The organism is Halomonas binhaiensis (assembly GCF_008329985.2).
Taxonomy (GTDB): domain Bacteria; phylum Pseudomonadota; class Gammaproteobacteria; order Pseudomonadales; family Halomonadaceae; genus Halomonas; species Halomonas binhaiensis.
Genome location: NZ_CP038437.2, coordinates 2,212,980 through 2,237,311 on the forward strand (window position 1 = coordinate 2,212,980; position 24,332 = coordinate 2,237,311).

The window sequence follows — 24,332 nt, forward strand, 5'->3', positions numbered from 1 at the left end:
TTAGTAGCTGTCAGCCTGTCTGATAGGTCAAGCTAGCATGGAGCGCTACTTGCATCAATTGAACCGGCGAAGGTATACGATTACGTTCGACCAGGTGAGTTGCCAACCAATAACGGGGTGCTTGTTCAAGATAATGAAACGGCTCTATTTATCCGATACCGTTGCCGGTGAGATCAGCACCTGGATCAACGAGAAACAGCTCAAGGCGGGTGATCAGTTGCCTTCGGCATCTGAATGGATGGTACGCCTGGGAGTAGGGCGCTCAACGCTGCGAGAGGGCCTCAAGAAACTCGAGGCTGAGGGCATCATCGAGATCATCAACGGCAAAGGCATATTCGTCAGTGAACAGAAGACCTTTCAGCTGTTGGAAACACTCGGACTGAGTGATGCCAAAGAGCACCTGCTGGAGATGCTGGATGTACGCCAGGCGCTGGAAGAACGTGCCATTGTGCTGGCAACGCAGCGTGGATCAGAGGCAGCTTTCGCGGAAATGGCCACGCATCTCGAGGCCTATGAACGGGCGAGAGAAAAAGAGGACTTTCTTGGCATCAGCGAGGCCGATGCGGCGTTTCATCTGGCCATCTACGAGGCCTGCGGCAACAGTGTGCTGGTAGGCCTGATCAGGCTGATGCATGACGATCTGTATGTTTCCTGGGACAGCCTGGAAGATCGCCTGCAGGTATTTGACGCCAGCTTCGATCATCACGTCGAACTGCTTGATGCCATGCGCCAGCGTAACGAGTCCGCTGCTGTCAGCGCCTTCGGCGCTCTGATCGAGGCGACTCGGCGCACTGTCGAAGAGATGTAGCCGACAGCTCTTCGTAACGACTGCTCTGTATAACGACTGCTCTGGGCAAGGCATGCACGCACCATAAAAGGCCGAGGTTACTGCCTCGGCCTTTTATGGTGTTATTTCAACATGGTGTTATTTCTTCATGCTTCGCATCCGCCCTGGCGTTACTCGAAGCGACTGACGATCAGAGCTGCATTGACCCCACCAAAGCCAAAGCCGTTGCATAGTACATGCTGGGTCGCCTGTTCCCGGGCAACGCCTGGTACAAAGTCCAGGTCCTGCATGTCTGCATCAGCGCTATCCATGTTCAGTGTTGGCGGCAATCGATTGGTCATCGTGGCCATGGCACTGAACAGGCTCTCCACGCCACCGGCAGCTCCCAGCAGGTGCCCGGTCGCGGATTTGGTGGAAGAAATCGGGATATTGGGCAAGTCATCACCAAAGACACGCCGGAGCGAAGCAACTTCGGCCCTGTCACCCACCGGAGTGGATGTGGCGTGGGCGTTGATATAGCTGATATCCCTGGGCTCCAGCTCAGCCATGCGCAACGCAGTGTGGATAGCATCGGCGGCACCTGCACCGTCTTCCGGGCCCGCCGTGATGTGGTAGGCATCAGCGCTGGTGCCATAACCTCTGACAATGGCCAATGGCGTGGCGCCACGCTTCAAGGCGTGCTCCAGGGTCTCGATGACCATCAATCCCGCGCCTTCTCCCATGACGAAACCATTGCGTGACTGATCAAAAGGGCGAGAAGCACTGGCTGGCGCCTGCTGCTCGGTCGACAGCGCCTTGAGTGCATGAAATCCCGCCAGGGAAAGAGGGTCGACACAGGCCTCGGCGCCACCGACCAGGGCAACGTCAGCTTCTCCACTGCGTATCATGCGCATGCCATCGCCGATGGCTTGCAGGCCTGCTGCACAAGCCGTGACAGGGCAACCCAAGGGACCACGGAAGCCATAGCGAATCGACAGCTGGCTGGCTGCCATGTTGGCAAGAAAGGCTGGCACCGTAAAAGGTGACAAGCGTCGATGACCTTGCTGAGTCAGGGTATTCTGCGCTTGGGTGATGGTCGGAAACCCACCGATTCCCGTTGCGATGATGGTTGCCGTGGCGCGTTGCCCTTGCGGATCTTCCGGGAACCAGTTCGCCTGGGACAAAGCCTGCTCCGCGGCAGCCAGAGCATACAAGGAGAACAGATCCTGCTTGCGGCGTTCCTTGGGGCTGACGACCTGGTCCAGGTCGAGTCCGGCCTCGTCATCGTCAGCAATCTCCGGAACCAGGCCCGCTATCTTGATGGGCAGAGCACTGGTATCGAAGCGTGAAATGAGGCCGATTCCTGAGCGCCCTGACACCAGGCGTTCCCAAACGGCCTTGACGCCGCAACCCAATGGGCTGACCATGCCCATGCCGGTGATGACAATAGGTGATTTCATACGACCTCCTGAAAACTGCTCCTGAAACCAAATGTCATCGTGACGCTATCACTGGGCTTTATATGATCAAGATAATATTCAGATAGCACGATGATATTGTTGGAGGATTTCGCGAGTGTTTTCCCAGATTCAATGATGGCGAGGACGTCATGCCATATTCCGCTACTCACAAGGCAAGTTCCAGAGAACGTATTCTGACTTCAGCCACTGAATTGTTCTGTCGCTACGGCTTCAACAAGGTCTCGATCGGACAGATCATGAAGCTGGCAAAGATGACGCATGGTGCCTTCTATGCCCATTTTGAGTCCAAGGAAGCGCTGTACCGTGCTTCCATCAGTGAAACCTTGAAGCACAGTCGTGCCGCGCGCCTCGTCAAGGGGCCGTTATCGGTCAAGCACTTGACGGCACTCGTGGCCAACTACTGCAACCTTCGGGAATTGGAGCGCAAGAGCAAGCCTGGTCCTGAAAACGTACTGTTCAACGAGCTAGGCAACGACAACGCCGAGATCAAGGTGCTGTTCGAAGCTTCATATCTGCGTATGAAAAAGATGCTCGAGACTCGCTTGATTGCTCTGAGCCGGCTGAAAAAGCTTCCATTCGAGCCGAACCGAGAAGCGATCGCGGAGAAATCTCGCGCCATTCTCGCCTCACTGGTTGGCGCGGTCGCCATCGCCAGAAGCCTGCCTGACGAGCAGGAACGCATGAGTGTACTGGAGGCCGCCCAGAAGCAGATTCTGCTGACACTTGGAGTTGATGATCGCGAAGTGAATCAGTTGTTCGAGAGTGCCGTAAGGTAAGAATGCAGTGGGTAGTTTGCCCGAGGTGGTTATTCGTAAGAGCCGCTATCCGCTACGCTGATAGCCACCATCCTTACCCTGGAGGCAAACCATGTTGCTGCAAGGCTCCTGTCACTGCGGTGCGGTGACATTCAGCGTCGAGTCCCCACATCCCTATCCCTACCAACGCTGCTATTGCTCGATATGTCGCAAGACGGCGGGCGGTGGTGGCTATGCCATCAACCTGAGCGGCCAGGCCGAGACCCTTCAGGTCGATGGAAGTCAACATAAAGGCATCTACCATGCCGTCATTGATGGTGAACCCAGCTCGGGGGAGCGTCATTTCTGCGGCATTGTGCCACGGCATTATGGGTCTATGATCCTCATTGGCCGGAGCTTGTGCACCCCTTTGCCTCGGCTATCGACACTGAATTGCCAGTACCGCCAGAAAATGTGCATCTGATGCTGGCAAGCAAACCTGATTGGGTCCAGGTAGCACCTCATGAGCACGACAAGTTCTTTGCTGAGTATCCTGAGGAGAGCATTGCAGAATGGCACCAGCGCCTAGGTTTTGCCTGAAAGTGCCTGTGCTTGTTCGTGCTGCATGATAGAGATATGGAAGGATAACTTGGAAGAACAGCTTCTCATGTGGCTGAAGGCGGATGCCCAGAGGCTCGCGGCTCTTGAACGGGCAAGTGAGCTCGGGCTCCAGGACTGGTGCCTGGCGGCCGGGTTTGTGCGTAACCTGGTGTGGGACAGGTTGCACGAATATGCGCAGTCGACACCGCTCGACGACATCGATTTAGTCTATTTTGATCCCCAGGACTCAAGCCCTGAGCGTGATTGGATTCTGGAAACCAGGCTGCGTGAAGTCTCGGACTTGCCATGGTCGGTCAAGAACCAGGCCAGAATGCACGTCAGAAATGCTGACGCCCCATACGTATCCACTGCCGATGCCATGAGTTATTGGGTCGAAATGGAAACGGCCATTGGGGTACGCCTGGTGAGTGACGGACGGGAGCTTGAGTTGGTTGCGCCATTGGGTCTGGAGGCCTTGTTTGCTGGTAGCGTGACTCTGAACTGGAAACGACCGAAACCAGATGCCTTCAAGGCCCGCATTGAAACGAAGGGCTGGCTGGAGAAATGGCCTCGGCTGGTCATTGTCTCGAGCCTGGACGGCTAGGTGATGCCAAACGGTGATACCAAACAGAGCCAAGTGATGTGAAGGCCGCTCATGCGGACCTATCATTTTCTACCTTGATTGATATGCTATTTTGGCCAATCAGGTATTTATCCTGCTTTATAAGGAGTGAGCTGGATGTCTGTCCCCGATCGCGCGAGGGCGCTATTGGTAATATCTATCCTGGCCTGTCATGCGGGGGTGGCAATCTCTCAGGAAAGCACGCCAGAGCAGCAGGCGGAGGCCTCTGCAGGACAAAGGAAAGTGCTGGCTGTCGGTATGCATAACAGTGGCAAGGCTCTGGCGGAAGTCAGTGCTGCCATTCGGGATGGTACGCAAGTAACGATCAAGGTGCGTTTCCGGCCAGTAGGTAACGGGTTGGAGGAACCGATCGAGCTTTACGACAATCTGACAGAGCGTGCGTATCAGACGGATTTCTACCTGCTGGCGGGCAATCGGAAATATCTGTTGTTGAAAGATACCGAAGACCGTCCCCTGGCACCGTCGACTGCGACCATCAATGCCGGTGATGCCATGTACGCTGGCTCCTGGTATGGCGTTTTTCCTGCTCCTCCGGTTGACGAAAACGTCATGCTGTTCCTGCAGGATGTGGAACCGCTGGGTCCCTTCCTGATTCCTGCACAAGACTGATTGCCCATGTTCACTATCCACTCCTTTCCTTCGGTCCATTCTGGGCTCGCATCTCGTATGCGCAAGCCTGTCATTCGCTCTGCAAGCGCGGTGCTTTTGTCTCTCGGATTGGCAGGTAGCGTACTGGGGAGCGGCAATGACCCCTATATTCTCGAGGTGACACCGGAAGTACGGGAGCTGGTGGCGAATGTGGAGGAGTATGAGCGTGACCCGGTGGAGCTGTCGCAACTGGTGCAGGACGTTGTGGCCCATAATGATGGCTTGATGCTGCATGAGCCTGAGACAGATGCTTCCGATGGGGAGCATGAGCGCTTTGTACTGTCTGCTACCAGCGATACCTTGTTCGGCAGCGATGGGAAGACACTTTCCGAAGGCGGTCAGGCCATACTGGGGCATCTCGTCGAATTGCTCAGCGAGCTTCCCGAAGTGCTGGTGGATGTCATGGGATATACCGACTCCACGGGAACCAAGGAACAGAACCAGGAAGTTTCCGATGCCAGAGCTGAGGCTGTCACCAGCTACCTTGTGGACAATGGCATCAATGGGGCACGTATCCTATCCAAGGGGCTTGGTGAAAGTCAGCCTGTCGCGCCAAATGAAATCGACGGGAATGACAATCCCGAAGGGCGTGCCGAGAACCGCCGCGTAGAGATTATTTTATCTTCTCCTCAAGAGGAAGCGCCGCAGGAGAAGGTGCAATGACAAGGCTCGAGAGGAAGCACGTAACGTGTATAGCTACCTGATTGAGTTCAATGTAAAGGAAGGAGAGGAGGCGGCTTTCGTGGAGCATTGGAGCCGTCTCACAGAGTATATACACCAGGAATTCGACGGGCTTGGTTCAAGGCTGCACAAGACGGCTGATGGCCAATATATTGCCTATGCTCAATGGCCCGATGGCGATTCCAGGGACGCAGAACACGCCTGGACCACAGAAGGCAGGGAGCTGCAGAACAAGATGAGAAATACGCTGCTGAATAGTCGTGTGCTTTATAAGTTTGCAGTGGTGAAGGATCTTCTGAAAGATCCATGAAGCAAGTAAAACACGTTGTCTTGTACGGGGTATCCTGTGCGATGAGTGTCTCACACGAATTGCTCGACTTTCTGCTTGATCAACTTGCTCCCCTGGGCAACGTCTCTGCTCGACGTATGTTCGGAAGCATGGGCGTGTTTCTCGATGGGCGCATGTTTGGCATTCTCAGCAGAGAAAATCGCTTTTACATCAAGACTGATGCGAACAATCTCGAGAAATTCGTGGAACAAGGGTGCGAACCATTCAGTTATTGGGTCTCGCAGCCTTCCGGGGAACGCAAGCAAAAACGGCTGTCGTATTACGAAGTGCCCGATTCAGCCCTGGAGGATCAGGATGAACTGATGTTCTGGGCAAGACTCGGGGTTTCAGCATCAATGCCTTCAGGTTGATTCATGTCCCAGAATATCTACGATGACCCGGTATTCTTCGATGGATATGCCCAGCTTCCGCGCTCTCAGTTCGGTTTGGACGGAGCGCCCGAGTGGGCTTCCATTCACGCTATGCTGCCAGAGCTTCGCGGCAAGAATGTCATTGATCTTGGTTGTGGCTATGGTTGGTTCTGTCGCAGTGCTCGCCAAGCGGGAGCCGCTGACGTGCTCGGTGTCGACTTGTCTGAAAAAATGCTGGCGCGGGCGCGCGAACTGACGGACGATCCTGGCATTCGCTATCAGCGAGAAGACCTTGAGCAACTGACACTGCCAGAGCAGGCATTCGACCTGGCCTACAGTGCATTGGCACTGCATTACCTGCCGGATCTCAAACCTTTCCTGGCGACCATCCATCAGGCCCTGAAACCGGGCGGTTGGATGGTCTTCACCACTGAGCACCCGATCTATACCTGTGCGAAGAGCAAGGAGTGGGTGATCGATGCTGAAGGCCAGCGCTCATGGCCGGTCAATAACTACCAGAACGAAGGCCCGCGAGTCAGCAACTGGCTGGCAGATGGCGTCATCAAGTACCACCGGACTCTGGGCACCACTCTGAATGCACTGATTGCTGCAGGCTTTGAGCTGCGCCACGTCGAGGAGTGGGGGCCGAGCGCAGAACAGGTCGCAGCAGTTCCTGACTTGGCGGAAGAAGCCGAACGTCCGATGATGGTCCTGATCGCGGCGCAGCGATGAAGGTTTCTGGTATGTATTTCTGACTAGGGCACCATGTTGGATTAATGGGCTTTATCAACTAACGCTAGAAAACTATCCGGCTCAAGAATCTGTGGAAGCACCTCGGGCTCGCTTTCTCCTGGTGCATACCACAGGTAGAGCGGCACTCCAGAGCGGCCATGTTCTTGCAGGAAAGCGGTGATAGCAGGGTCGCCGTTGGTCCAGTCTCCCTTCATGGTGACCACACCCGCCTGTTCCAAAGCCTGCTGCGTTGTGGAAGTGTTGATTACCCGCTGTTCGTTTATCTGGCAAGTGATGCACCAGTCTGCGGAAAAGTAGACAAAGACCGTCTTTTCCTGCTGTTGAAGTTCAGCCAGCCGCTTTTTATCGAAGGGGAGCATCGTTGCTTCCGAAGCGTTTGCTACCCCGTTGGTGACGGGGTCTTCACGCCCAGGAAAGGAGTGGGGAACCACAATGCTGCCTGCCAACGCGAGCACGACAGCCAGTCCTGCTGGCAGCCAAGCCAGCCGCTTGCCATTGCGTTGGCGCATACCGGTAAACCAAAGCCCAACCGCCAGCAACATGATCAGAGAAAAGCTCGCTATCAAGCCGTCGTTGCTGAGCTGTCGGCCCAGCACCCAGGCCAGGGCCAGGGCCGTCAGAAACATGGGGATAGCCATGAGATGTCGGAAGCTTTCCATCCACGGGCCAGGGCGGGGCAGCCAGCGGCTAAGCGCGGGTATGAAACCCAGCAGCAGAAACGGCAGGGCGATGCCCAGCCCCAGGCCGGCAAAGACAGCCAGCGCGGCAAACGGAGGTAATACCAGCGCTGCGCCGAGAGCCGTGGCCATGAAAGGGCCAGAGCAGGGCGTCGCCACAAAGGCGGCAAGCACACCGGTCCAGAAAGCACCCGCCATGCCTCCCTGATCAGCCAATCTTGCGCCTTTGCTGATGGAGCCCAGTTCGAATAATCCGGCCAGATTGAAGCCGATAGCAGCGGTCAACAGGGCAAGCACCACGATAACTCGTGGATCCTGCAGTTGGAACGCCCAACCTATCTGAGTACCGGCAGCACGCAGTGCGAGGATAACCGCGCCCAGCATGAGGCAAACGATCACGACGCCTGCGGTGTAGGCCAGTGCTTCACGCCGAGCTTCGCGTTTACCACCGGACAGGCGCGCCAGGCTAAGCACCTTGAGACTGAGGATCGGGAACACGCAGGGCATGATATTAAGAAGAACACCGCCCAGCAGAGCACCGAGCAATGCCGTCAGCAGCAGGGTAGTGGTGTTGCCCTGCTCAGCTGGCATGCCAGCTTCCGGCAAATTCCGGGGGCTATCGTCGCCCGGCGCTGGTGCATTCTCATTGTGGCCACGCAATGCCAGGCCGGTGCCGTTGCCCAATGACAGCAGTGCCTCCAACTCAGCAGGCGGGCCAGATGTCTGCCGAGACTTGTCCAGCAGCATCTCGACGGTCAGCACATCTCCTTCGCGGCTGAAAACCTGTTCTGCTGCGGGGTCGATTATCTTGTCGGTGGCGACAAACAAGTGCGGATTGTCCAGCTCTACACTGGCGGGGAGGGGGATGCTCAGGCGCAGTCGAGCATCATCCGTCACAGTGAAGCTGGCCGATGAACCCAGCGGTCTCGGAAGCTCTTGCCGCCATTCGTCGAAACGCGCCTTGCGCTCCGACGGGACCTCGCCATTTCCAGCAACCAGCGTAATAGCCAGCGACGCTTCTTCAGGGACGCAAGCATCCGCTCGGCAGGCAAGGTATTTGATATCAGCAGTGATGGGAAGCGAGGTTCCCTGCGCTACCGAGTCGTCTATTTCAAAAGGCACCAGTAGCGCATAAGGGTGCTCGTAGACATGATTCATCAGATCGCCAGTCATCAGCGTCTGCGGTACCGGATAGGCTGGTTCGCCAACACTGACGCCTTCCGGCAACTGCCAATCGAACTGCGGTGGCAAGCCAATGTTGCCCGGCTGTTTCCAATATCCGTGCCAGCCTGATTGCGGTTCCATGAGCACGGCCAAGGTACTTGATGTACCTGGTGCGGGCCGGTCTGTTTCCGCGATTAGCGAGTTCTTGATCAGCACCTCGTCAGAGGCACCGGGCATTCCCTGGGCGGCGGCTGTCTGCAGGAACAACGCGGAAGACAGGCAGCAGAGAAGCAGGCAGCGGAACAGGAATGTCGTCATTGGCTCCAACCCCCGCGCGGCGGGCTATTTCATCAGAAGATAACCGCTCCGTCTCCGGAGCGGAAAAGAGGATAGAAGAGAAGGGGGCTGCCTATTGGCTGAGACGCTCCACCGCCTCGGTCAGTTTGGTGTCTTGCGGTCCAAGCTTCTCTGTTATCTGCCCGTCAGCACTGATCAGCACGACAGAAGGTATCTGTCGAATGTCGAAGGCTCGATGTAGCTCACCCTCGGCATCGAGCACCACGGGAATATCCGTCTCGGTGCTGGCAAGATAGCTTTCGACATCGGATTCCTTGGTCCACAGGCCAGACATGATACCTACCCACTGTACCTCTTCGTCTTCGCTCAGTTGATTGACGGTTTCGCGTACACGACGGCAGGCAGTGGCGGTTTCCGGCTTGCTCTCCGCAAGATAGGACTCACACCAGGTGGCAAAGAACACCACACCCAGTGGCTTGTCTGAATCTGCTCGAGATAGATCAATGGTACTGCCGTCCCACGTGGTGACAGAGAGATCCTTGACCGTTTGGCCCACCTTCAGCGTATCGGCGCCCGTGTCTGTGACTTCCTCTTCCTCGGAGGCAGCGGATTGCTTGCCATCTTCCTCGAGTACTGCCTGCAGCGCCTGCTCCAGTTCCTGATCATCTCGATGACCGATGTAGGCGATATGACCACTGCGATCAATCAGCACGTGCTGTGGGGTCACGCGCAGGTTCAGGGCTTCGCCTAGCGTGCCATCATCCACCGTGATCGGCATGGTCAATCCCATTTCTTCGCGATAGGCTCTCGCCGCCTCGGCAGTATCGGCGTAACCCGTGTTCACGGCGATGACTTGAATATCATCGCCGTGCTCCTCTTGGAACTTCTGGAAGCCAGGCATCTGCTGGCGACACGGTACACACCAGGTCGCCCAGAATTTTATGTAGACCGGTTTATTGCCGTACAGACTGGCGAGATCAATGGTTTCACCGTCCAGAGTGGTCAAACTCATCTCCGGACCGGGTTGGCCGATCAGCGATTCGCCTGCCGCCTTGGCACGCTGCTCGCCGTCGGCATCCATATCATAGGCCTCATCCTGATCGGCTTGGTCCTGCTCAACGCTGTCCTGATCGGCAGCCTGGATTGGGCCAATGTGGCCGAGCAATAGGGCGAACAGTATGGCAACTGAAAGCCAGGATTTTTTGGTCTGCATCAATCTCATCCTGTTGGACGGTGGAGTGGCAGTACAACGGGCCAAATACGGACCATATGCGGGCCATATACAACAGGCCAATAAAGTAGCCGTATAAGTAGCCGTATTAATAGGGCGCTAGGTAGTCATTCTGAAGCTGATCATGATCCAATAAAAAGTACCAAGATTGATAGTTTTTTATGTACCATGGGCCGATGAGCAAGCTTCACTTTTCACTTGATCGCCACGGCAAGCGCTCCTTGGCTGAGCAGATACGCTCGAATATCTCTGACGCCATTCGGCAGGGGCATTTATACGAGGGCGCGCGGCTGCCTTCCTGGCGTGATCTCGCCGTACAGCTGGGCGTTTCACGGGGTACCGTTAAAACAGCCTATGACAGGCTGAGTGATGATCAGTTGGTCATCTCGAAGGGAGCCGCCGGTACTTTCGTGGCCTCGGTGCTGCCAGCGCTACCAGAGATGACCGACCAAGCCTCGCGGCTGCCGTTACCCGATCTCTATCAGGACCTGGAAAGCGCCCCTAAACCCTTTCAAGTGGGCGTGCCCGCGCAAGACGCTTTTCCCCACAAGCTCTGGTCTCGAATCATGCTGCGCTGCTCGCGCCAGGCAGTGGCGGAAACATTGCGTTATCCCGACCCGCGCGGAGAGCTGGCATTGCGCAAGGAAATTGCTGCCTACCTGGCCGTGTCCCGTGGACTGCAATGTTCTCCTGATCAAGTCATCATCACCAATGGCTATGCTGGTGCACTGGGTTTGGCACTGCACCTGCTGCGCCTGGATTCGCAACGTGTCTGGGTTGAGGATCCCTGTTATCCACTGGCTCGCCATGCCTTGGCATTGGCAGGATTTACCTCTGTTCCAATTCCAGTGGATGAGCAGGGGATCTGTGTTGATCAGGGAGTGGGGCTAGCGCCAGACGCTCAGTTGGCGATTGTGACGCCCAGTCAACAAGCGCCATTGGGAATGCAGCTGTCGCTGGCTCGCCGCCAGGCACTGCTGATCTGGGCCCGGGAAAACGCGGGCTGGGTGATCGAAGATGATTACCTGAGCGAGTTGCAACTAAACGGCCGGGCATCGCCGGCACTGGCGTCGCTGGATCATGATGGCAGAGTGATTCATATCGGCACTTTCAGCAAAACCATCAGCCCAAGGTTGCGACTCGGCTTCATGGTGGTGCCGCCCATGTTGGCAAGCCGTGCCGGGGATACTGCAGCAGCATTGTCGCCAGCGTCTGCGCTGCCCAGCCAATTAGCCGTGGCAGAATTCTTGCGAGACGGCCATTACCTTCGCCACATTCGGCGCATGAAGCGACTGTATACCCAACGGCGAAATGCATTGCTTGAGCTGATGGAAGGAGCGCCTTGCGTGAGAAAAATGGCCGGTTTGTCGCTACTGGTCGAGCTGCCTGATGACGTTGACGATGTGCACATCGCGGATATGGCGCACAGGATTGGGCTGGCTCCGGCACCGCTGTCTCCCTGGTTTGCGAATCGCAGCTTGGCAACTCGAGGCTCTTCGACTCAAGGTAATGCTCGCAAGGGATTGCTCCTGGGCGTGACCAATCTCTCGAGCCAGGTCCTGGAAGAAGGGTATCGGCACCTGGCTGAGCAGCTCAGATGGTGAACAGGCCGGCTGCCTGCTGCCAGATCGAGGAAGATATATGTTTCGCATTGAAACACCACGCCTGAGAATACGTTTGTTCTCCAGTGATGATGTTGCGCCTTTGGCCAGAATTATTGGCGATCCTGAGGTAATGAAGTATTCGTTGCACGGGGTCTACGACGAAAACGCCACACGACAATTCATGGCGTGGTGTCACAATTGCCAGGCCGCGCATGGTTATAGTCCATGGGCGGTAGAAGACAAGGTGTCAGGTGAGCTGATGGGATTCAGTGGTATTTATCCTGAAACCGTCAATGGCCAAGAGGAAGCCGGCCTAGGTTATCGCTTTGCAAGACATCGCTGGAATCGAGGATTCGCGACAGAGGCGAATCTGGCCGTGTTGGAATACGTATTTACGCAACGGCAAGTACCAACTGTCATCGCACTGATTGAGCCAGAAAATGCTGCTTCAGTTAGAGTTGCGGAGAAAACCGGCTTTCGGGATTTCGTGGAGACCAGGTTCGAGAATCGCAACGTGCGAGCATATCGAATATCTCGTGATCGATGGCTGGAAACTCGTCAGGCATTAGAGTAAATCGTTCTATCTCTTGAATATCATGCTAGTTCGCATAATGTATATTATGTTAAATAACGTCTGAAGAACATACCCGGTCTCCGCCTTGCATTACTAGGCTCGTCCAGTTGGCCTGGACTTCGCTCTAGACATTCCGCAGGTTGTTTGTGGTGCCCATAGCAAGGCTATGTCTTGTACCATCCATGATGGGATTCCAGTGGTTACCACCCTGAGTTTAGATACTTTTTCATGCAATATTAGTAATGGTACCGACAAGACACGATGTATAGGGACTCACCTTCGACTTCATAGACAAGTCTGTGCTCGTTATCGATTCGCCTGGACCACGTTCCCGTCAAGTGGTGTTTTAATGGTTCCGGCTTCCCGATACCCTCGAAAGGGTCTCGCTTGATCGCTTTCACTAACTCGTTGACTCGCTTAAGAACCTTCTTGTTTGTGCCTTGCCAGTATAGATAGTCTTCCCAGGACTGATCAGAGAATACGATCTTCACTCGATCAGCTCCCTCTCTCTACCTTTTCCCTCTCTCAGCTGCTTCAAGGACTGCTGAAGACGCTCCGCATTGTTAGGTGACCTGAGCAGATACGCCGTCTCTTCAAGAGCATCGTATTCTTCGAGAGATATGAGTACACACGGCTCACCATTCTGACGTGTGATAAGCGTCGGTGCATGGTCGTTAACTGTCTCATCGAGCACAGCAGAAAAATTTTGTCTTGCTTTTGAATAAGTTATGGTTCTCATCTAGAAGCACTCCTTAAGAATTTGTACGTATTTTTGTACAATGCCTTTGCTGAGTCAATCCTTGGTGGTCTACAACAACTATCGAACAAGGGTAATCCCTCATTTTTAACGGGGCTCAGGAGTAGAGTCAGGTCTCTATGGCCTACTTCTGTGCGGCCCGGCGCTACGCCAATGCACCTGACCAGATCGGCGATGATGTGATTTCGGGGCTATCCGATCCGGAAGCCTGTGGTCAGATGGTTTTGGCTAACATCATCGAAAAATAAAAAGCGGCTGTCGAACCACTACGACAACCGCAAGAACGTTATAAGAGGCAACAAGGAGCGTTAGCAATGATAGATGGCGCTGACGATATCCTTCGTTGTTTCGATATAGCCAGTGATATCTTCGCTGGTCATGGGCAGCATCAATCCGATCTGACCGCGGTGGACCGGATAGTAACCTCGGGTCGCCATTTCCAACGCATAGATGGACATCTTTTTCTCATCTATCTTATGCCAGTAGTCGCGATGCGTGGTGATATTCTGGCCGGCTTCTCGTGTCAAGGCATAGCCGAGAATCGAGAACGAGCCATAAACGATAAAGGGAATGTTATTTGCTTCCGCCCATGAGTTAAGCTCGGTCTTGATACGCTCGGCCATGCCATTGATCTTGTCGAATGCAGCTTCGTCCATGACGTTGAGACAGGCAATCCCAGCCGCGCAAGCCATCGGATGACCGTGATGCGTTCCGGATACCATGACCTGATTGGCTTCGACAACGCTGAAGACCTCCCTCGATCCGCCGATAGCACCAATCGGCAGGCCGCCACCGATCATCTTGCCCATGACGGTCAGATCGGGCTTGACCTCGTAAAGTTTCTGTAAGCCGCCAGTCGATGCACGCAGAGACATGGTCTCGTCGACGATCAGCACCATGCCCAGCTCGTGGGTCAATTCTCGGATTTTGGCAACAAATGTCTTGTCGAGACTCACAACGCCGCCGGCACCAGACTGAAGCTCCATGATGACGCAGGCGGTATCCTGGGAATGGCTACGCAGAATCTTTTCACAGGCTTCGAAATCGTTCTGTACCAGGGTGACGATGTTGTCCACCTTGTATGAAGGGATGCCGTCGGAATCCGGTAGCGAGCGCGGTTTTTTATCTGGTCCGGGGAAATTGCTTGGGTTTGGATGTGCGGAAACCGCAAGATCGTCAGCAAAACCGTGATAACCGCCCTCAAACTTGGCGATTTTCGTCTTGCCGGTGTAGGCTCTCGCGATACGAATAGCCCCCAGGCACGCTTCACTGGCGGAACAGAAGAACTTAACCTGCTCGACCGATTCGATTCGATCACTCAGCAGGTTGGCCAGCTCCAGTTCGTGATCCGTCGGATTCCCAAAGGAAAACCCCTTATCCATCATGTCAGTAATGGCGTTAACGATATCGGGATGATTATGGCCAACAATATTAGTTGAAAAGTTGTTATTCAAGTCCAGAAGACGGTGCCCTTCGATGGTTTTAACATACTGTCCATCCCCTCTCTCGACAAAAACAGCGTGTGGTCCATAGTTGAAAGTTCGCCGGCTGAATCCACCTGGTATTAGATCACGCCCTGTCAAGGTTTTCGCCTTGGAAGCATGAAATTTTTCCGAAAAATTATTAAGCGCCTGTTCGTAGGTCAGCATTACTTTCGACTCCGATAATTGTTTTTCAAACGCCATTATGAAAGTGGCCTATTGATTCTAGGTTTAGCCATTTTTCGATCAATAGCGAAATCTATATAAATCAATCTATTTTAGTGATCGAGCAGTGAAGCTGCCGGAATATTGATCTACTTCCGGCCATGATCATTCGTCGCGATCAAATGATCATTAATTCAGTATTGTTTCCTTCAGCCTTTCTGGTGATGCTGCCAACAATAAAAAATCCAATGAATGCAGTCGGAGGAAAGCCCCCCCATGCCTTGCGAATCGTCCGCGCATCAGCTCAAGCCCGCTTCACTGGGGGTTGCTGATATCGTCTTCTTCGTCGTTGCCGCTGCTGCCCCTCTGGGGGCAACCTTGGGGGCAGCTCCTGTCGTGTTTGCCATCGGTGGCGCTGGTGCCCCAGGGCTCTATCTCATTGCCTCGATCGTCTTGCTGCTTTTCGCCATCGGCTTTGCAGCCATGAGCCGCTACGTCGTAAGCGCGGGGGGGGTTGCCGATCTCGTGAGTCGTGGACTTGGCAAGAAGGCGGGGCACATGGCTGCTGGCGTTGCTCTGCTAGCCTATGTGTGCTTACTCTCCGGTGTTTATGGCCAGTTTGCCGCATTTGGAGCCGATCTCGTCGCCTCAATTTTCAGTGTTGAGATAGATTGGCGCATCCTCGCTTTCGCTATCGCTGCCCTGGTCGCTTTGTTCGGCTATCTCAATATCGACCTTTCTGCACGTGTACTCGGCGTACTCATGGTCCTGGAAGTTCTGATCCTCCTGTTATTCGATATCGCTGTGTTGATGCAGTCCGAATTCGAGAAAGGCTTTCTACAAGGCTTCATGCCGTCTCAGATCGTCTCGCCGGGAATGGGGGTGGCACTCATGTTTGCCTTTGCCTGCTTCGTAGGTTTCGAGTCGACGACGCTATATGGAGAAGAGGCCAAGAATCCGAAGCGGACCGTCCCACGAGCCACCTACATTGCCATTCTCATGATAGGCGGATTCTATACACTGACGACCTGGTGTATCGGTCTGGCCTATCAGACTGGTGATGTCCAAGCTGCTGCTTCCGATAACTACGTTAACTTTATTTTCGCCGTGAATACGGAGTATGTCGGTGCCTGGTCGACCTTTACGATGAAAATTCTCGCTGTCACCAGTATCTTTGCTGTGCTGCTGTCATTTCATAATGCTCTTTGCCGTTACCTTTTCTCGCTCGCTCGCGAACGCTTTCTTCCTGTCGCCTTGAGCTTCGTTCATCCGCATCAATCGAGCCCGTACATTGCCAGTGTCGTGCTTTCTTGCTCCACGGCTCTCATTCTCCTGGCATTCATGCTCGGGAATGCCGACCCCGTCGACAATCTGTACCTCTGGATGGTCGCGCTCGGCACCCTATCCGTCCTGACGCTACAGACGCTGGGTGGCTTTGCCGTGGTCGCCTTCTTCTGGAGGATTGAGGAAAGAAAATGGTGGAAGCATCAGATTCTTCCCAGCATCGGTGCCGTCGGTTTGTTGCTCATCTCTATCCTGGCCTACGCAAATTTTTCCGAACTCAGCGGCGTAGAGCGTGGCATCGTCACTCTGCTTCCCTGGTGTATTCCCGCAGTTGCTCTGCTCGGGGCACTCAACAGCCGGCGGGTCGTCGCCCAACATGGTGCGATCGGCTCCCCAACCAGCTGATACAACTACAACAACCTGCTCGACGCTTCGTTTCGACCGCCCTGCCCTACGCCGAGCGAAGCTTTAGCTTTCTAGTGGTAAATGACAGGCCAAAATGACAAGAGTGAGTAGTGTATGAAAATGCTTTCTGATGACATCTTGAACGGTAAATACTTCAACGGCCAATGGGTTGCGGGTACGGAGATTTCTCCTGCAATTGAGCCGGCCACTGGGGAGGTATTGGGGCAGTTTGCCATGGCGGATGCCGCCGGGATGGCCTCATCTGCCGCAACAGCGCGCAACGCTCAACGTAATTGGGCGGCTCAGCCCGGAGAGACGCGTTCGGCGATCATGTACAAGGCGGCCATGTTAATGGAGGAACATCGGGAGGAAATTTGCGAATGGCTGATCAGGGAGTCCGGCTCCACTAAGCTCAAGGCGGCCTTCGAAGTCGAGGTTTCCATCAAGGCCCTGAGAGAGAGCGCCGGTCTACCGGGCCAGACCCAAGGTGATGTCCTGCCTTCCGAATCAGGCCATCTGAGCCTGGCTCGTCGGCGTCCGTTGGGCGTGGTCGGGGTCATCTCTCCATTTAATTTTCCGCTCTATCTGGCCATGCGTGCAGTCGCACCGGCCCTGGCCGTCGGTAATGGCGTCGTGCTCAAGCCGGACCCTCGCACGGCCATTTGCGGGGGACTGGTCATCGGAAGATTGCTCGAGCTGGCCGGTGTTCCCCAGGGCACTCTTCATGTCCTGCCGGGCGGAGGTGAGACCGGTGCAGCCCTGGTTGCCGACCCCAATGTGGCGATGATTCAGTTTACCGGCTCCACCAACGCCGGCCGCAAGGTTGGAGAAGCCGCGGGGCGCCATTTGAAAAAGGTATCTCTCGAACTCGGTGGCAAGAATTCTCTGATAATACTCGACGATGCCGACCTCGATACCGCCATCGCCAACGCAACCTGGGGCAGCTTCCTCCACCAGGGCCAGATCTGCATGGCAACGGGGCGAATCCTCGTTCATCGCAAGATCCATGACGAGTTCGTCAAGCGCATGGCCGCCAAGGCCAAATGCCTCAAGGTAGGCGACCCGCTCCGGAATGAAGTAGCTCTCGGCCCCATCATCAATGAGCAACAACGTGATCATATTCACGCGTTAGTCCGGTCTGCTGTCGATGCCGGGGCGACGTTAGAAACCGGGGGCAGCCATGAGGGCCTGTTCTTCGAGCCCACCGTACTCAGCAATGTAACACCGGACAACCCTGCCTACCTGGAAGAGATCTTCGGCCCGGTAGCGGTCATCGTGCCATTCGATGATGATGAAATGGCCGTGCGACTAGCGAACGATACTGACTATGGCCTGTCAGCCGGTATCATTACCCGGGATGTCGGTCGCGCACTTCGGTTGAGCGAGCAACTCGACGTCGGACTGCTCCACATCAACGATCAGACCGTGAACGACGAAGTCTGCAACCCCTTCGGCGGCACTGGGCAATCGGGTAATGGCACGAGTATCGGTGGGCCGGCCAACTGGGAAGAGTTCACCCAATGGCAATGGCTTACCATCAAGCCGGAAGCTCAGGCTTATCCTATTTGAAGCGCCCTTCCCAGCATCTATGTTGGATAGCCAGGTAGACAAGCGGCGGGCTCATTGCCCGCCGCTGATGTCACAGGAGAGGTGAACAACACCCTTTATTTGATGGCTTTACTGAGCCAATCCGTGAGTCTTGGCGACGTTTGCTATGACATCCTTCTGCAACTCCAGATGTCTTTCGGGAGATTGTTGTGCCTTGATGAAGTTCAGCCCTGGATCTGTGACATCGGTACGCCAGCCACAAAGCTCCTCCATGATGGCAAGTCCACAATAGGGAGTATAGGCTTCCGCATAGCCACCTTCATGGACAACAGCAAGCCGCCCCCCACAGATACGTTCCGCCGTTTCTCGCATAATGCGAGTCATGGACCGGTAATCGTCGCTATGCAACATCATCCTCGCCAGTGGATCGACGCCATTCGCATCGACACCATTGGCAATAATGATCAACTCGGGCTCGAAGCGCTCCAATGCAGGTACAACAACCTTTTCCAAGGCCTCCAGGTAAGCAGCCCCGCCACTTCCTGGCATCAAGGGAATATTAATGTTAGTTCCTACCGCATCACCCTCCCCTGTATCTTCCAGCCCGCTATACCCGGGAGGGAAACAACCGTCCTGATGAATGGAAATAGTCAGGACATCCGGCCGTCCGTAATAGATGGCCTGAGTTCCATTGCCATGATGGACATCCCAATCCACCACCGCGACCTTTCCAACCCCCAGATGTTTCTTGGCAGACTCGATTGCGATTGGGATATTGGCCAGACAGCATGCCCCCATTGCCTCATCTGGGAGACAGTGATGGCCAGGGGGGCGCGAAAGAGAGTAGGCATTATCTACCTCTCGCTTGTATACCGCCTCAACGGCAGCTTTCGCCAATCCGGCGGATAATAATGCTATTTCATAGGACCGAGGACCAACAGGAGATGTTTCAGACATGAACCCTCCCCCATTATCGCTCAGTGTTTTCAAGCAATCCAAGTAATGGGCAGGATGAACTGCTAGTGCCTCTTCTCTAGAAGCGGATGGAGCGCTACGCACCTCAACTTTACCGATTAACCCCGAAACATCCATTAAGTTTTTTATGCGTCGCTTAGATTCGGGAGACTCGACGTTAGGAGAGCTAGGCATGGGCTGCACCCATTGCCCCACTGGAAAAATTAGCGCAGTTTGTCCAGGATTATGCCACATTGTCCTTTCATCATAGAAAAGTACGCTTTTTCGCATTTCAGACCCCTTTATTTTTGAAATATCAATATCACCAGGATGTTTTAAATTCATTCAACCTGGTTAGCGGAAAAAACAGAAAGCTAATTTATTTCACCAAGGATAATATAAGTAAAAAATCAACCTGCTTTTAAAGCTGAGCAGGCTCGGCCATACGGAAGAGATAGAAAAAGAGGAATTGCAGAAAATAATCAAGCGACACATTTTCCGAATCCCTGTAGTGCTTGACCAGCGTCTCCTGAGAGATTGGCAAACACCCAAAAGTGGCGCAACAACCAGTTCAGATTATTCAATCGAAATCGGTGATCATGGCATCGACAGTGAACACCCCTCAATCGACCGAATCCATACGACCATTAACACGTTACCCACGTGGCTAAAGACCACAGTGACTTTATAAAAAGTTCAACGGGATGGCGTCGGAAAAAGAATAAAACAACGAAGCTTAACGCCGGTGAGCTCCGAAGAGACAAGAGATATCTTCTTGAAGCGATTTCCTCACGCATTCCTTGAGCGCGAGAACAGCAGGACTTCGGTTACCCTTGACCGTTACCAACGCCAGCTCGCTTCTTGTGGCATCCTGAAGTGGGATATAGCGTACTCCGGGGTGCTGAAACATGCGTGCCGCTGATAGCGGATAGGTGTCGAAAGCTCCTTGGTAAGCAATGGCTGCCAGGCTTTCCGGGATCGATTTGACAAAAGCCCCGACATGACAAGGGTCGACAGAATCGGACCTTAATGACCAATACGACGCCCAATCAGATGGAGCTCCCTCCCCGGCAACGGCAAAGGGCTTATCCAATAGTTGCTCTATATTCAAGTGGCTGGCACTTGCCAGTGGGTGAGCAGTGGGAACGGCAGCAACTCGCGGTTCATCAAACATAACCTCATATTCTAACCGTGAGTCATCGACCGGCAGCCTCATGAAGGTGGCATCCACACTGCCTGAAACAAGACTCTGAACTTGATTGGTCATGGTCAACTCCGTCACGATCAGCCGGATATCGGGGTTGGCCTGGCGAAAGCGGGAGAAGATGGTATGCGTCAATTCTCCTGCACCATCACCAAAAAAGCCGACAGTAAAGGTGTGACGGCTCTGCTCGGCAATGGCGCGGCACTCTGCGATAGTACCTTCCAGACTCACCATCATCAGGTGTGCCTGTTCAATGAACCTCTCACCTGCATCGGAAAGGGAAACCCGGCGATTGGTCCGCTCGAAGACCTTGAAGCCCAGTTCATTCTCAAGCTTGGCGATCTGGGCACTCAGTCCTGATTGAGCAATATTTTCAATCTCCGCAGCTTTTCCAAAATGAAGGGTCTCGGCAAGGCGAAACATGAGTGAAAGTTGTTTTGTGTCCATATGGATAGCCACCCAGGACGCCTATTTCAGGCGTTGAAGCTCAAGGGGAATTTGTTATTCGACTGAACATACCACGGCACCGGCCATGCAAAACAGTGGCACTCCTGCGACACAAGAAATGAGGCCGGGAGTCTGAAAGGCTCTCCAACGAATCTCCGGGAAAGCCGGTGAGGCACGAAGCCTATGATGAGAGGCGAATCGCCGCCAATAATACACTGAACTTTACCCAACCCTGGGGCCTGTATCGAGGCATTCGTTGCAGCATGGTCAAGGTGGAAAGGCTGAGGGTCGAACTCGGAAGCAAAACCGATTACCCAGCGTTGTCCGAAGCTATCTCACAGTAAGTGTAGCCACAGTAAGCACGGGTCCACTCTGCAAGAGAGCGGACCTGTGGTATTTTCTCCGCCTTCGAGCCCGGTATCTGATGGATTTCATTCAAGTCAGCCGCTACCCTCGTGACATCATGACGTTCAATGGTATTCAGCAATGACACTACCGAAGACATCGACAGAGCACTGTATCCAGCTCATCCGAGCCAGTGATGCCGACCTGCCCTTCGCACGTGACCTGACTCGCAAGAACATGGCTTCCTATCACCAGGAGGCTGGCCTGAACTGGGATGATGAGCGCTTCGAGCACTATTGGGAGCGGACGTTAAATACTCTGGTGGTGATCAAGGATACCGGGCGTCGTCATATTGCCGGTCTGCTACGCCTGCACCTGGGAAATAGCAGCGCCGCACTGTGGGATCTACAGTTGCTTCCCCATTTTCACGGCCAAGGCATTGGTACGCAGTTGATGGAACGCATTCTCGACATCTGTAGGAAGCGAGGCGTCGGCAGTATTTCCCTGCAGGTGTACAAGACAAATCCGGCCATGCGCCTCTACCAGCGCTTTGGTTTCAGTGTCGATCAGCAGACACCTCATATGGTGAAGATGTCTCGTCGCCTGCCTTGAGTCGGGAACCCTCGGATCAGTTGACATCAATTGCTGTATACGCCGACTGGCCAGGAGCAATGCGAATACCCCCCACCCAGCGTTCGCTGGCAACATGATTCAGCCAACACGCGTTGCCTTCCACAACGCTTTGACCTAGCGCTGTCAGCACGAGTTGGCGATGTGGCCAGTCCAGTTGAGTGTCACTGATTTCCAGGACTGTCTGAGGAGCCGTTATCAATGGCTGCAGTAGCCACCAGAACATCAAGTCGCCAAGGTACGGCAGAGGCTCGCGTTCAGCCATCAAATAGGCGAATGTCTTGCCTACAGGCAGAGGACCATGATCGCGCACGATTTCCAGGATCAGGCGCTCGGTCAAACCAAGCCCTGAATCTTTTTCGGGTAGTTCCTGCAGATGACGTGCCAGGGCCTTTGCCATCATTGGCAAGGCTGGCGTACTGCTGTTCACCAAAGCCTTCAAAGCTTGAGGGTTGTCGGAGGTCAATGCTGTCCAGGCCTGGCTGCCCAGCTGCATCAAGGAAGTGGTAACCGGACGCCGCTGCAGCCACAGCCAGGCCAGTACATCGGGTGCGAGTTGGCCAATGCCCACGAAGCGCTTGACCCCTGGAATCGACTCCACGGCGATCAGTTCAATAATGGCTGGGACTGGCCGCAAATACAGGCGATGCAGCAGGTATGCCAACAGTAGTTGGTCGTAGCTATCGTGTTCGAACCACAGTACGACACGCTCGTAGTTGTCCAGTGTCTCCAGGCCGGCATAGCTTTGGCGCAAACGCTCCTTAATATCTGCCACTTTCATGCCCGCCTTTTTGGATATGGCCGACAGATAGCTGGCCCGTAGCTGCATCAGCTCATCAGGTGCCACATCTTGCAATGGCCCCATGCAGAAAGGGTCGGAAAATTCGAGGAAATCACCCTGAAAGCCAGCGGTCTCGAGGCTGTCCTTGATGTCCGAACCACAGCGAATATGTAGCGTGGACCTGTCCCGATCACCCTGCTCTGCCACCAGCTTTCGTGCCATGTCCAAGGCTTCAACATGAGCCTCGAGTCGGGCCCAGTCAGGGAAACCTGATTCCTGGGCGACAACCCATTTAGCCTCAGCAAGTCTCAGTGGTGTTTGGCGTTCAGGAATATAGGCCAAGGCGCGATCCAGGGCGTCTGGTTCATCGGCCTGCCACGCCTCAAGCAGTGCTTCAGCACGTGTGTATTGTTGTGCGAGATTGAAGCGCCCGTGATGCAAGGGATCATTCTGGGAACGCGTTGTCATGAGATTCCTTCCATGGGCAGGACTGGTCATCAGACAGAGAATTATATGTAATGGGGCGTTTTCATTGCCATAAAGCCGGGGTCCCAAGGTCTTTGGCCCTGGTCAGGGAAGTCGAGAAAAATGACGACACTGCAATGTGAGTTGGATGGCGTCCAGCAAAGGCGTGAGCGTGCGACGCGTATCACCTTCCTGATTGCCGGTATTGCGATAGCGGCCTGGGCGCCTCTGGTGCCTTATCTCAAGAACAGCCTGGCGATAGATGACGGCGGCCTGGGCTTGTTGCTGCTGTGCCTGGGGCTGGGATCGCTGGTAGCCATGCCGGTGACTAGTGCCCTGGTCGTGCGTATGGGGGCTCGTCGGGTCATCGTGATGAGTGCCCTGGTGTGCCTGAGCTGTTTGCCATTGTTGGCGGGAGTGAGCAGTTTTCTTGCGGCCTTCTTCACTCTGCTGCTGTTCGGGGCCAGCATCGGCATGCTCGATGTGGCCATGAACCTGCAGGCGGTGGCCGTGGAACGCACCAGCGGGCGCAGCCTGATGTCTGGCTTTCACGGCCTGTTCAGCCTTGGTTCCATTGTCGGCGTCAGTGCCATGATGGGGCTTCTTACCCTTGGCCTGCCCCCGACATGGGCGACAGGCATGGTCGTGATGGCTGCGCTGCTGGGCCTGGCCATGGCCTGGGGCGGCCTGTTGAATGAAGTCTCTGCGGACCGTAGTGCGCCAACATTCGCCCTTCCCCGAGGCATCGTTCTGTTACTCGGAGCCATCTGTGCCATCAGCTTTCTGGTCGAGGGTGCCATGCTCGACTGGATTGGGGTGCTGTTGCATGAATATCGAGATGTCAGTACTGCATGGGCGGGGCTCGGCTACGCGTTGTTCTCCGTCAGCATGACCGTGGGACGCTTGAGCGGCGATCAACTGATTGGACGCTTTGGCCATGTGCCACTGGTCACGCTGGGCACTGCGCTGGCAGCCTTCGGGATGCTGCTGATCAGCCTGGTGCCGCACTGGCTGGTGGCCGGACTGGGCGCCATGCTGGTAGGGCTGGGGTGCTCCAACCTGGTGCCGATCATGTTCTCGTTGGCAGGCCGCCAGACATTGATGCCCGAACGTGTCGCTCTGCCAGCTGTGGTGACCCTGGGCTACGCCGGCCTGCTCGCAGGCCCTGCTGCCATTGGTCACGTGGCCAACATGACCAGCCTGGTGATGGCATTGGTCATGCTGGCTCTTTTACTGGTAGCAGCAACCGTGATGGGAGCACGGTTGCCACGCTCTCGCTATCTCAAGCTCGATTGAATTTCTTCGGGGTGATAA

General features: G+C 54.8%; 24 protein-coding genes and 1 pseudogene. 16 read left to right on the forward strand and 9 right to left on the reverse strand.

Annotated elements, in window-relative coordinates:
* Positions 1 to 133 precede the first annotated feature (133 nt).
* Positions 134 to 808 (forward strand): FadR/GntR family transcriptional regulator, encoded by a 675-nt coding sequence (locus tag E4T21_RS09725; RefSeq protein ID WP_187775141.1) that lies wholly within the window; start codon positions 134 to 136, stop codon positions 806 to 808.
* Between the two features lie 149 nt (positions 809 to 957).
* Here the strand turns inward: E4T21_RS09725 and fabF are convergent, their stop codons facing one another.
* Positions 958 to 2,226: a beta-ketoacyl-ACP synthase II gene (gene fabF, locus E4T21_RS09730; RefSeq protein WP_149284807.1), complete on the reverse strand. Its 1,269-nt coding sequence runs from the start codon at positions 2,224 to 2,226 to the stop codon at positions 958 to 960.
* Between the two features lie 149 nt (positions 2,227 to 2,375).
* Here fabF and E4T21_RS09735 point away from each other — a divergent pair, with 149 nt between their 5' ends.
* From E4T21_RS09735 to E4T21_RS09770, 8 genes and pseudogenes are all read left to right on the forward strand, one after another.
* Entirely contained in the window at positions 2,376 to 3,023 is a 648-nt protein-coding gene (locus E4T21_RS09735) for a TetR/AcrR family transcriptional regulator (protein ID WP_149284808.1), read from the forward strand.
* A gap of 91 nt (positions 3,024 to 3,114) precedes the next feature.
* Positions 3,115 to 3,581, forward strand: a pseudogene (locus E4T21_RS09740) (GFA family protein).
* A 49-nt stretch (positions 3,582 to 3,630) separates the two neighbouring features.
* Positions 3,631 to 4,185 (forward strand): nucleotidyltransferase family protein, encoded by a 555-nt coding sequence (locus E4T21_RS09745; protein ID WP_240349348.1) that lies wholly within the window; start codon positions 3,631 to 3,633, stop codon positions 4,183 to 4,185.
* Between the two features lie 135 nt (positions 4,186 to 4,320).
* Positions 4,321 to 4,833 (forward strand): hypothetical protein, encoded by a 513-nt coding sequence (locus tag E4T21_RS09750; RefSeq protein WP_149284810.1) that lies wholly within the window; start codon positions 4,321 to 4,323, stop codon positions 4,831 to 4,833.
* Positions 4,834 to 4,890: 57 nt separating this feature from the next.
* On the forward strand, positions 4,891 to 5,535 hold the full coding sequence (locus E4T21_RS09755) for an OmpA family protein (protein ID WP_187775142.1): 645 nt from the start codon (positions 4,891 to 4,893) through the stop codon (positions 5,533 to 5,535).
* A gap of 25 nt (positions 5,536 to 5,560) precedes the next feature.
* Positions 5,561 to 5,863: an antibiotic biosynthesis monooxygenase family protein gene (locus tag E4T21_RS09760; RefSeq protein WP_149284812.1), complete on the forward strand. Its 303-nt coding sequence runs from the start codon at positions 5,561 to 5,563 to the stop codon at positions 5,861 to 5,863.
* On the forward strand, positions 5,860 to 6,252 hold the full coding sequence (locus E4T21_RS09765) for a TfoX/Sxy family protein (protein ID WP_149284813.1): 393 nt from the start codon (positions 5,860 to 5,862) through the stop codon (positions 6,250 to 6,252). The genes E4T21_RS09760 and E4T21_RS09765 overlap by 4 nt, the downstream gene beginning before the upstream one ends.
* A gap of 3 nt (positions 6,253 to 6,255) precedes the next feature.
* Positions 6,256 to 6,984 (forward strand): class I SAM-dependent methyltransferase, encoded by a 729-nt coding sequence (locus tag E4T21_RS09770; protein WP_149284814.1) that lies wholly within the window; start codon positions 6,256 to 6,258, stop codon positions 6,982 to 6,984.
* 41 nt (positions 6,985 to 7,025) lie between these two features.
* On the opposite strand, the gene E4T21_RS09775 is transcribed toward E4T21_RS09770, so the two are convergent.
* Both E4T21_RS09775 and E4T21_RS09780 read right to left on the reverse strand, forming a co-directional pair.
* Entirely contained in the window at positions 7,026 to 9,164 is a 2,139-nt protein-coding gene (locus tag E4T21_RS09775; protein ID WP_205423486.1) for a protein-disulfide reductase DsbD family protein, read from the reverse strand.
* Positions 9,165 to 9,255: 91 nt separating this feature from the next.
* Positions 9,256 to 10,356: a TlpA family protein disulfide reductase gene (locus E4T21_RS09780; protein WP_187775143.1), complete on the reverse strand. Its 1,101-nt coding sequence runs from the start codon at positions 10,354 to 10,356 to the stop codon at positions 9,256 to 9,258.
* A 194-nt stretch (positions 10,357 to 10,550) separates the two neighbouring features.
* On the opposite strand from E4T21_RS09780, the gene pdxR reads away from it, so the two are divergent.
* Together pdxR and E4T21_RS09790 are read left to right on the forward strand one after the other, a co-directional pair.
* Positions 10,551 to 11,978 carry a MocR-like pyridoxine biosynthesis transcription factor PdxR gene (gene pdxR / locus E4T21_RS09785; RefSeq protein ID WP_149284816.1) on the forward strand — a complete coding sequence of 476 codons (1,428 nt, stop codon included), beginning with the start codon at positions 10,551 to 10,553 and terminating at the stop codon, positions 11,976 to 11,978.
* A gap of 37 nt (positions 11,979 to 12,015) precedes the next feature.
* Positions 12,016 to 12,552, forward strand: a complete 537-nt coding sequence (locus E4T21_RS09790; protein WP_149284817.1) for a GNAT family N-acetyltransferase — start codon at positions 12,016 to 12,018, stop codon at positions 12,550 to 12,552.
* 236 nt (positions 12,553 to 12,788) lie between these two features.
* On the opposite strand, the gene E4T21_RS09795 is transcribed toward E4T21_RS09790, so the two are convergent.
* Together E4T21_RS09795 and yefM are read right to left on the reverse strand one after the other, a co-directional pair.
* Positions 12,789 to 13,043, reverse strand: coding sequence for a Txe/YoeB family addiction module toxin (locus E4T21_RS09795; RefSeq protein WP_149284818.1), 255 nt, complete (start codon positions 13,041 to 13,043; stop codon positions 12,789 to 12,791).
* Positions 13,040 to 13,291: a YoeB-YefM toxin-antitoxin system antitoxin YefM gene (gene yefM, locus E4T21_RS09800; RefSeq protein WP_149284819.1), complete on the reverse strand. Its 252-nt coding sequence runs from the start codon at positions 13,289 to 13,291 to the stop codon at positions 13,040 to 13,042. Before yefM ends, E4T21_RS09795 begins: the two co-directional genes overlap by 4 nt.
* A 137-nt stretch (positions 13,292 to 13,428) precedes the next feature.
* On the opposite strand from yefM, the gene E4T21_RS21545 reads away from it, so the two are divergent.
* Positions 13,429 to 13,557, forward strand: coding sequence for a hypothetical protein (locus E4T21_RS21545; protein WP_275898223.1), 129 nt, complete (start codon positions 13,429 to 13,431; stop codon positions 13,555 to 13,557).
* A gap of 60 nt (positions 13,558 to 13,617) precedes the next feature.
* Here E4T21_RS21545 and E4T21_RS09805 read toward each other — a convergent pair whose 3' ends face one another.
* Positions 13,618 to 14,958: an aspartate aminotransferase family protein gene (locus tag E4T21_RS09805; RefSeq protein WP_205423487.1), complete on the reverse strand. Its 1,341-nt coding sequence runs from the start codon at positions 14,956 to 14,958 to the stop codon at positions 13,618 to 13,620.
* A gap of 273 nt (positions 14,959 to 15,231) precedes the next feature.
* Here E4T21_RS09805 and E4T21_RS09810 point away from each other — a divergent pair, with 273 nt between their 5' ends.
* On the forward strand, positions 15,232 to 16,644 hold the full coding sequence (locus E4T21_RS09810; protein WP_149284821.1) for an APC family permease: 1,413 nt from the start codon (positions 15,232 to 15,234) through the stop codon (positions 16,642 to 16,644).
* A 114-nt stretch (positions 16,645 to 16,758) separates the two neighbouring features.
* Positions 16,759 to 18,213: a benzaldehyde dehydrogenase gene (locus E4T21_RS09815; RefSeq protein WP_149284822.1), complete on the forward strand. Its 1,455-nt coding sequence runs from the start codon at positions 16,759 to 16,761 to the stop codon at positions 18,211 to 18,213.
* Positions 18,214 to 18,321: 108 nt separating this feature from the next.
* Here E4T21_RS09815 and E4T21_RS09820 read toward each other — a convergent pair whose 3' ends face one another.
* Both E4T21_RS09820 and E4T21_RS09825 read right to left on the reverse strand, forming a co-directional pair.
* The gene (locus tag E4T21_RS09820) at positions 18,322 to 19,491 is read right to left on the reverse strand and encodes a class II histone deacetylase (RefSeq protein ID WP_240349349.1); all 1,170 of its coding nucleotides are present in this window, start codon (positions 19,489 to 19,491) and stop codon (positions 18,322 to 18,324) included.
* A 391-nt stretch (positions 19,492 to 19,882) separates the two neighbouring features.
* Positions 19,883 to 20,809 (reverse strand): LysR family transcriptional regulator, encoded by a 927-nt coding sequence (locus E4T21_RS09825; protein WP_205423488.1) that lies wholly within the window; start codon positions 20,807 to 20,809, stop codon positions 19,883 to 19,885.
* Between the two features lie 474 nt (positions 20,810 to 21,283).
* Here E4T21_RS09825 and E4T21_RS09830 point away from each other — a divergent pair, with 474 nt between their 5' ends.
* Complete coding sequence (locus E4T21_RS09830; protein ID WP_149284824.1) at positions 21,284 to 21,754, forward strand: GNAT family N-acetyltransferase; 471 nt, start codon at positions 21,284 to 21,286, stop codon at positions 21,752 to 21,754.
* Positions 21,755 to 21,770: 16 nt separating this feature from the next.
* Here the strand turns inward: E4T21_RS09830 and E4T21_RS09835 are convergent, their stop codons facing one another.
* A complete protein-coding gene (locus tag E4T21_RS09835) occupies positions 21,771 to 23,021 on the reverse strand; it encodes a DUF1835 domain-containing protein (RefSeq protein WP_187775144.1) in 1,251 nt (416 codons plus the stop codon).
* Positions 23,022 to 23,141: 120 nt separating this feature from the next.
* On the opposite strand from E4T21_RS09835, the gene E4T21_RS09840 reads away from it, so the two are divergent.
* Positions 23,142 to 24,314, forward strand: a complete 1,173-nt coding sequence (locus E4T21_RS09840; protein WP_149284826.1) for an MFS transporter — start codon at positions 23,142 to 23,144, stop codon at positions 24,312 to 24,314.
* The last annotated feature ends 18 nt before the right edge of the window (positions 24,315 to 24,332 follow it).

What these genes read in the sequence shown, in the direction of transcription:
- E4T21_RS09820 (WP_240349349.1), bottom strand. Translation starts at nt 19,491, where the DNA reads ATGAATTTAAAACATCCTGGTGATATTGATATTTCAAAAATAAAGGGG.
- E4T21_RS09725 (WP_187775141.1), top strand. Translation starts at nt 134, where the DNA reads ATGAAACGGCTCTATTTATCCGATACCGTTGCCGGTGAGATCAGCACC.
- pdxR (WP_149284816.1), top strand. Translation starts at nt 10,551, where the DNA reads ATGAGCAAGCTTCACTTTTCACTTGATCGCCACGGCAAGCGCTCCTTG.
- E4T21_RS09830 (WP_149284824.1), top strand. Translation starts at nt 21,284, where the DNA reads ATGACACTACCGAAGACATCGACAGAGCACTGTATCCAGCTCATCCGA.
- E4T21_RS09815 (WP_149284822.1), top strand. Translation starts at nt 16,759, where the DNA reads ATGAAAATGCTTTCTGATGACATCTTGAACGGTAAATACTTCAACGGC.
- E4T21_RS21545 (WP_275898223.1), top strand. Translation starts at nt 13,429, where the DNA reads ATGGCCTACTTCTGTGCGGCCCGGCGCTACGCCAATGCACCTGACCAG.
- E4T21_RS09775 (WP_205423486.1), bottom strand. Translation starts at nt 9,164, where the DNA reads ATGACGACATTCCTGTTCCGCTGCCTGCTTCTCTGCTGCCTGTCTTCC.
- E4T21_RS09750 (WP_149284810.1), top strand. Translation starts at nt 4,321, where the DNA reads ATGTCTGTCCCCGATCGCGCGAGGGCGCTATTGGTAATATCTATCCTG.
- E4T21_RS09805 (WP_205423487.1), bottom strand. Translation starts at nt 14,958, where the DNA reads ATGCTGACCTACGAACAGGCGCTTAATAATTTTTCGGAAAAATTTCAT.
- E4T21_RS09770 (WP_149284814.1), top strand. Translation starts at nt 6,256, where the DNA reads ATGTCCCAGAATATCTACGATGACCCGGTATTCTTCGATGGATATGCC.
- fabF (WP_149284807.1), bottom strand. Translation starts at nt 2,226, where the DNA reads ATGAAATCACCTATTGTCATCACCGGCATGGGCATGGTCAGCCCATTG.
- E4T21_RS09735 (WP_149284808.1), top strand. Translation starts at nt 2,376, where the DNA reads ATGCCATATTCCGCTACTCACAAGGCAAGTTCCAGAGAACGTATTCTG.
- E4T21_RS09755 (WP_187775142.1), top strand. Translation starts at nt 4,891, where the DNA reads ATGCGCAAGCCTGTCATTCGCTCTGCAAGCGCGGTGCTTTTGTCTCTC.
- yefM (WP_149284819.1), bottom strand. Translation starts at nt 13,291, where the DNA reads ATGAGAACCATAACTTATTCAAAAGCAAGACAAAATTTTTCTGCTGTG.
- E4T21_RS09790 (WP_149284817.1), top strand. Translation starts at nt 12,016, where the DNA reads ATGTTTCGCATTGAAACACCACGCCTGAGAATACGTTTGTTCTCCAGT.
- E4T21_RS09780 (WP_187775143.1), bottom strand. Translation starts at nt 10,356, where the DNA reads ATGCAGACCAAAAAATCCTGGCTTTCAGTTGCCATACTGTTCGCCCTA.
- E4T21_RS09835 (WP_187775144.1), bottom strand. Translation starts at nt 23,021, where the DNA reads ATGACAACGCGTTCCCAGAATGATCCCTTGCATCACGGGCGCTTCAAT.
- E4T21_RS09810 (WP_149284821.1), top strand. Translation starts at nt 15,232, where the DNA reads ATGCCTTGCGAATCGTCCGCGCATCAGCTCAAGCCCGCTTCACTGGGG.
- E4T21_RS09840 (WP_149284826.1), top strand. Translation starts at nt 23,142, where the DNA reads ATGACGACACTGCAATGTGAGTTGGATGGCGTCCAGCAAAGGCGTGAG.
- E4T21_RS09765 (WP_149284813.1), top strand. Translation starts at nt 5,860, where the DNA reads ATGAAGCAAGTAAAACACGTTGTCTTGTACGGGGTATCCTGTGCGATG.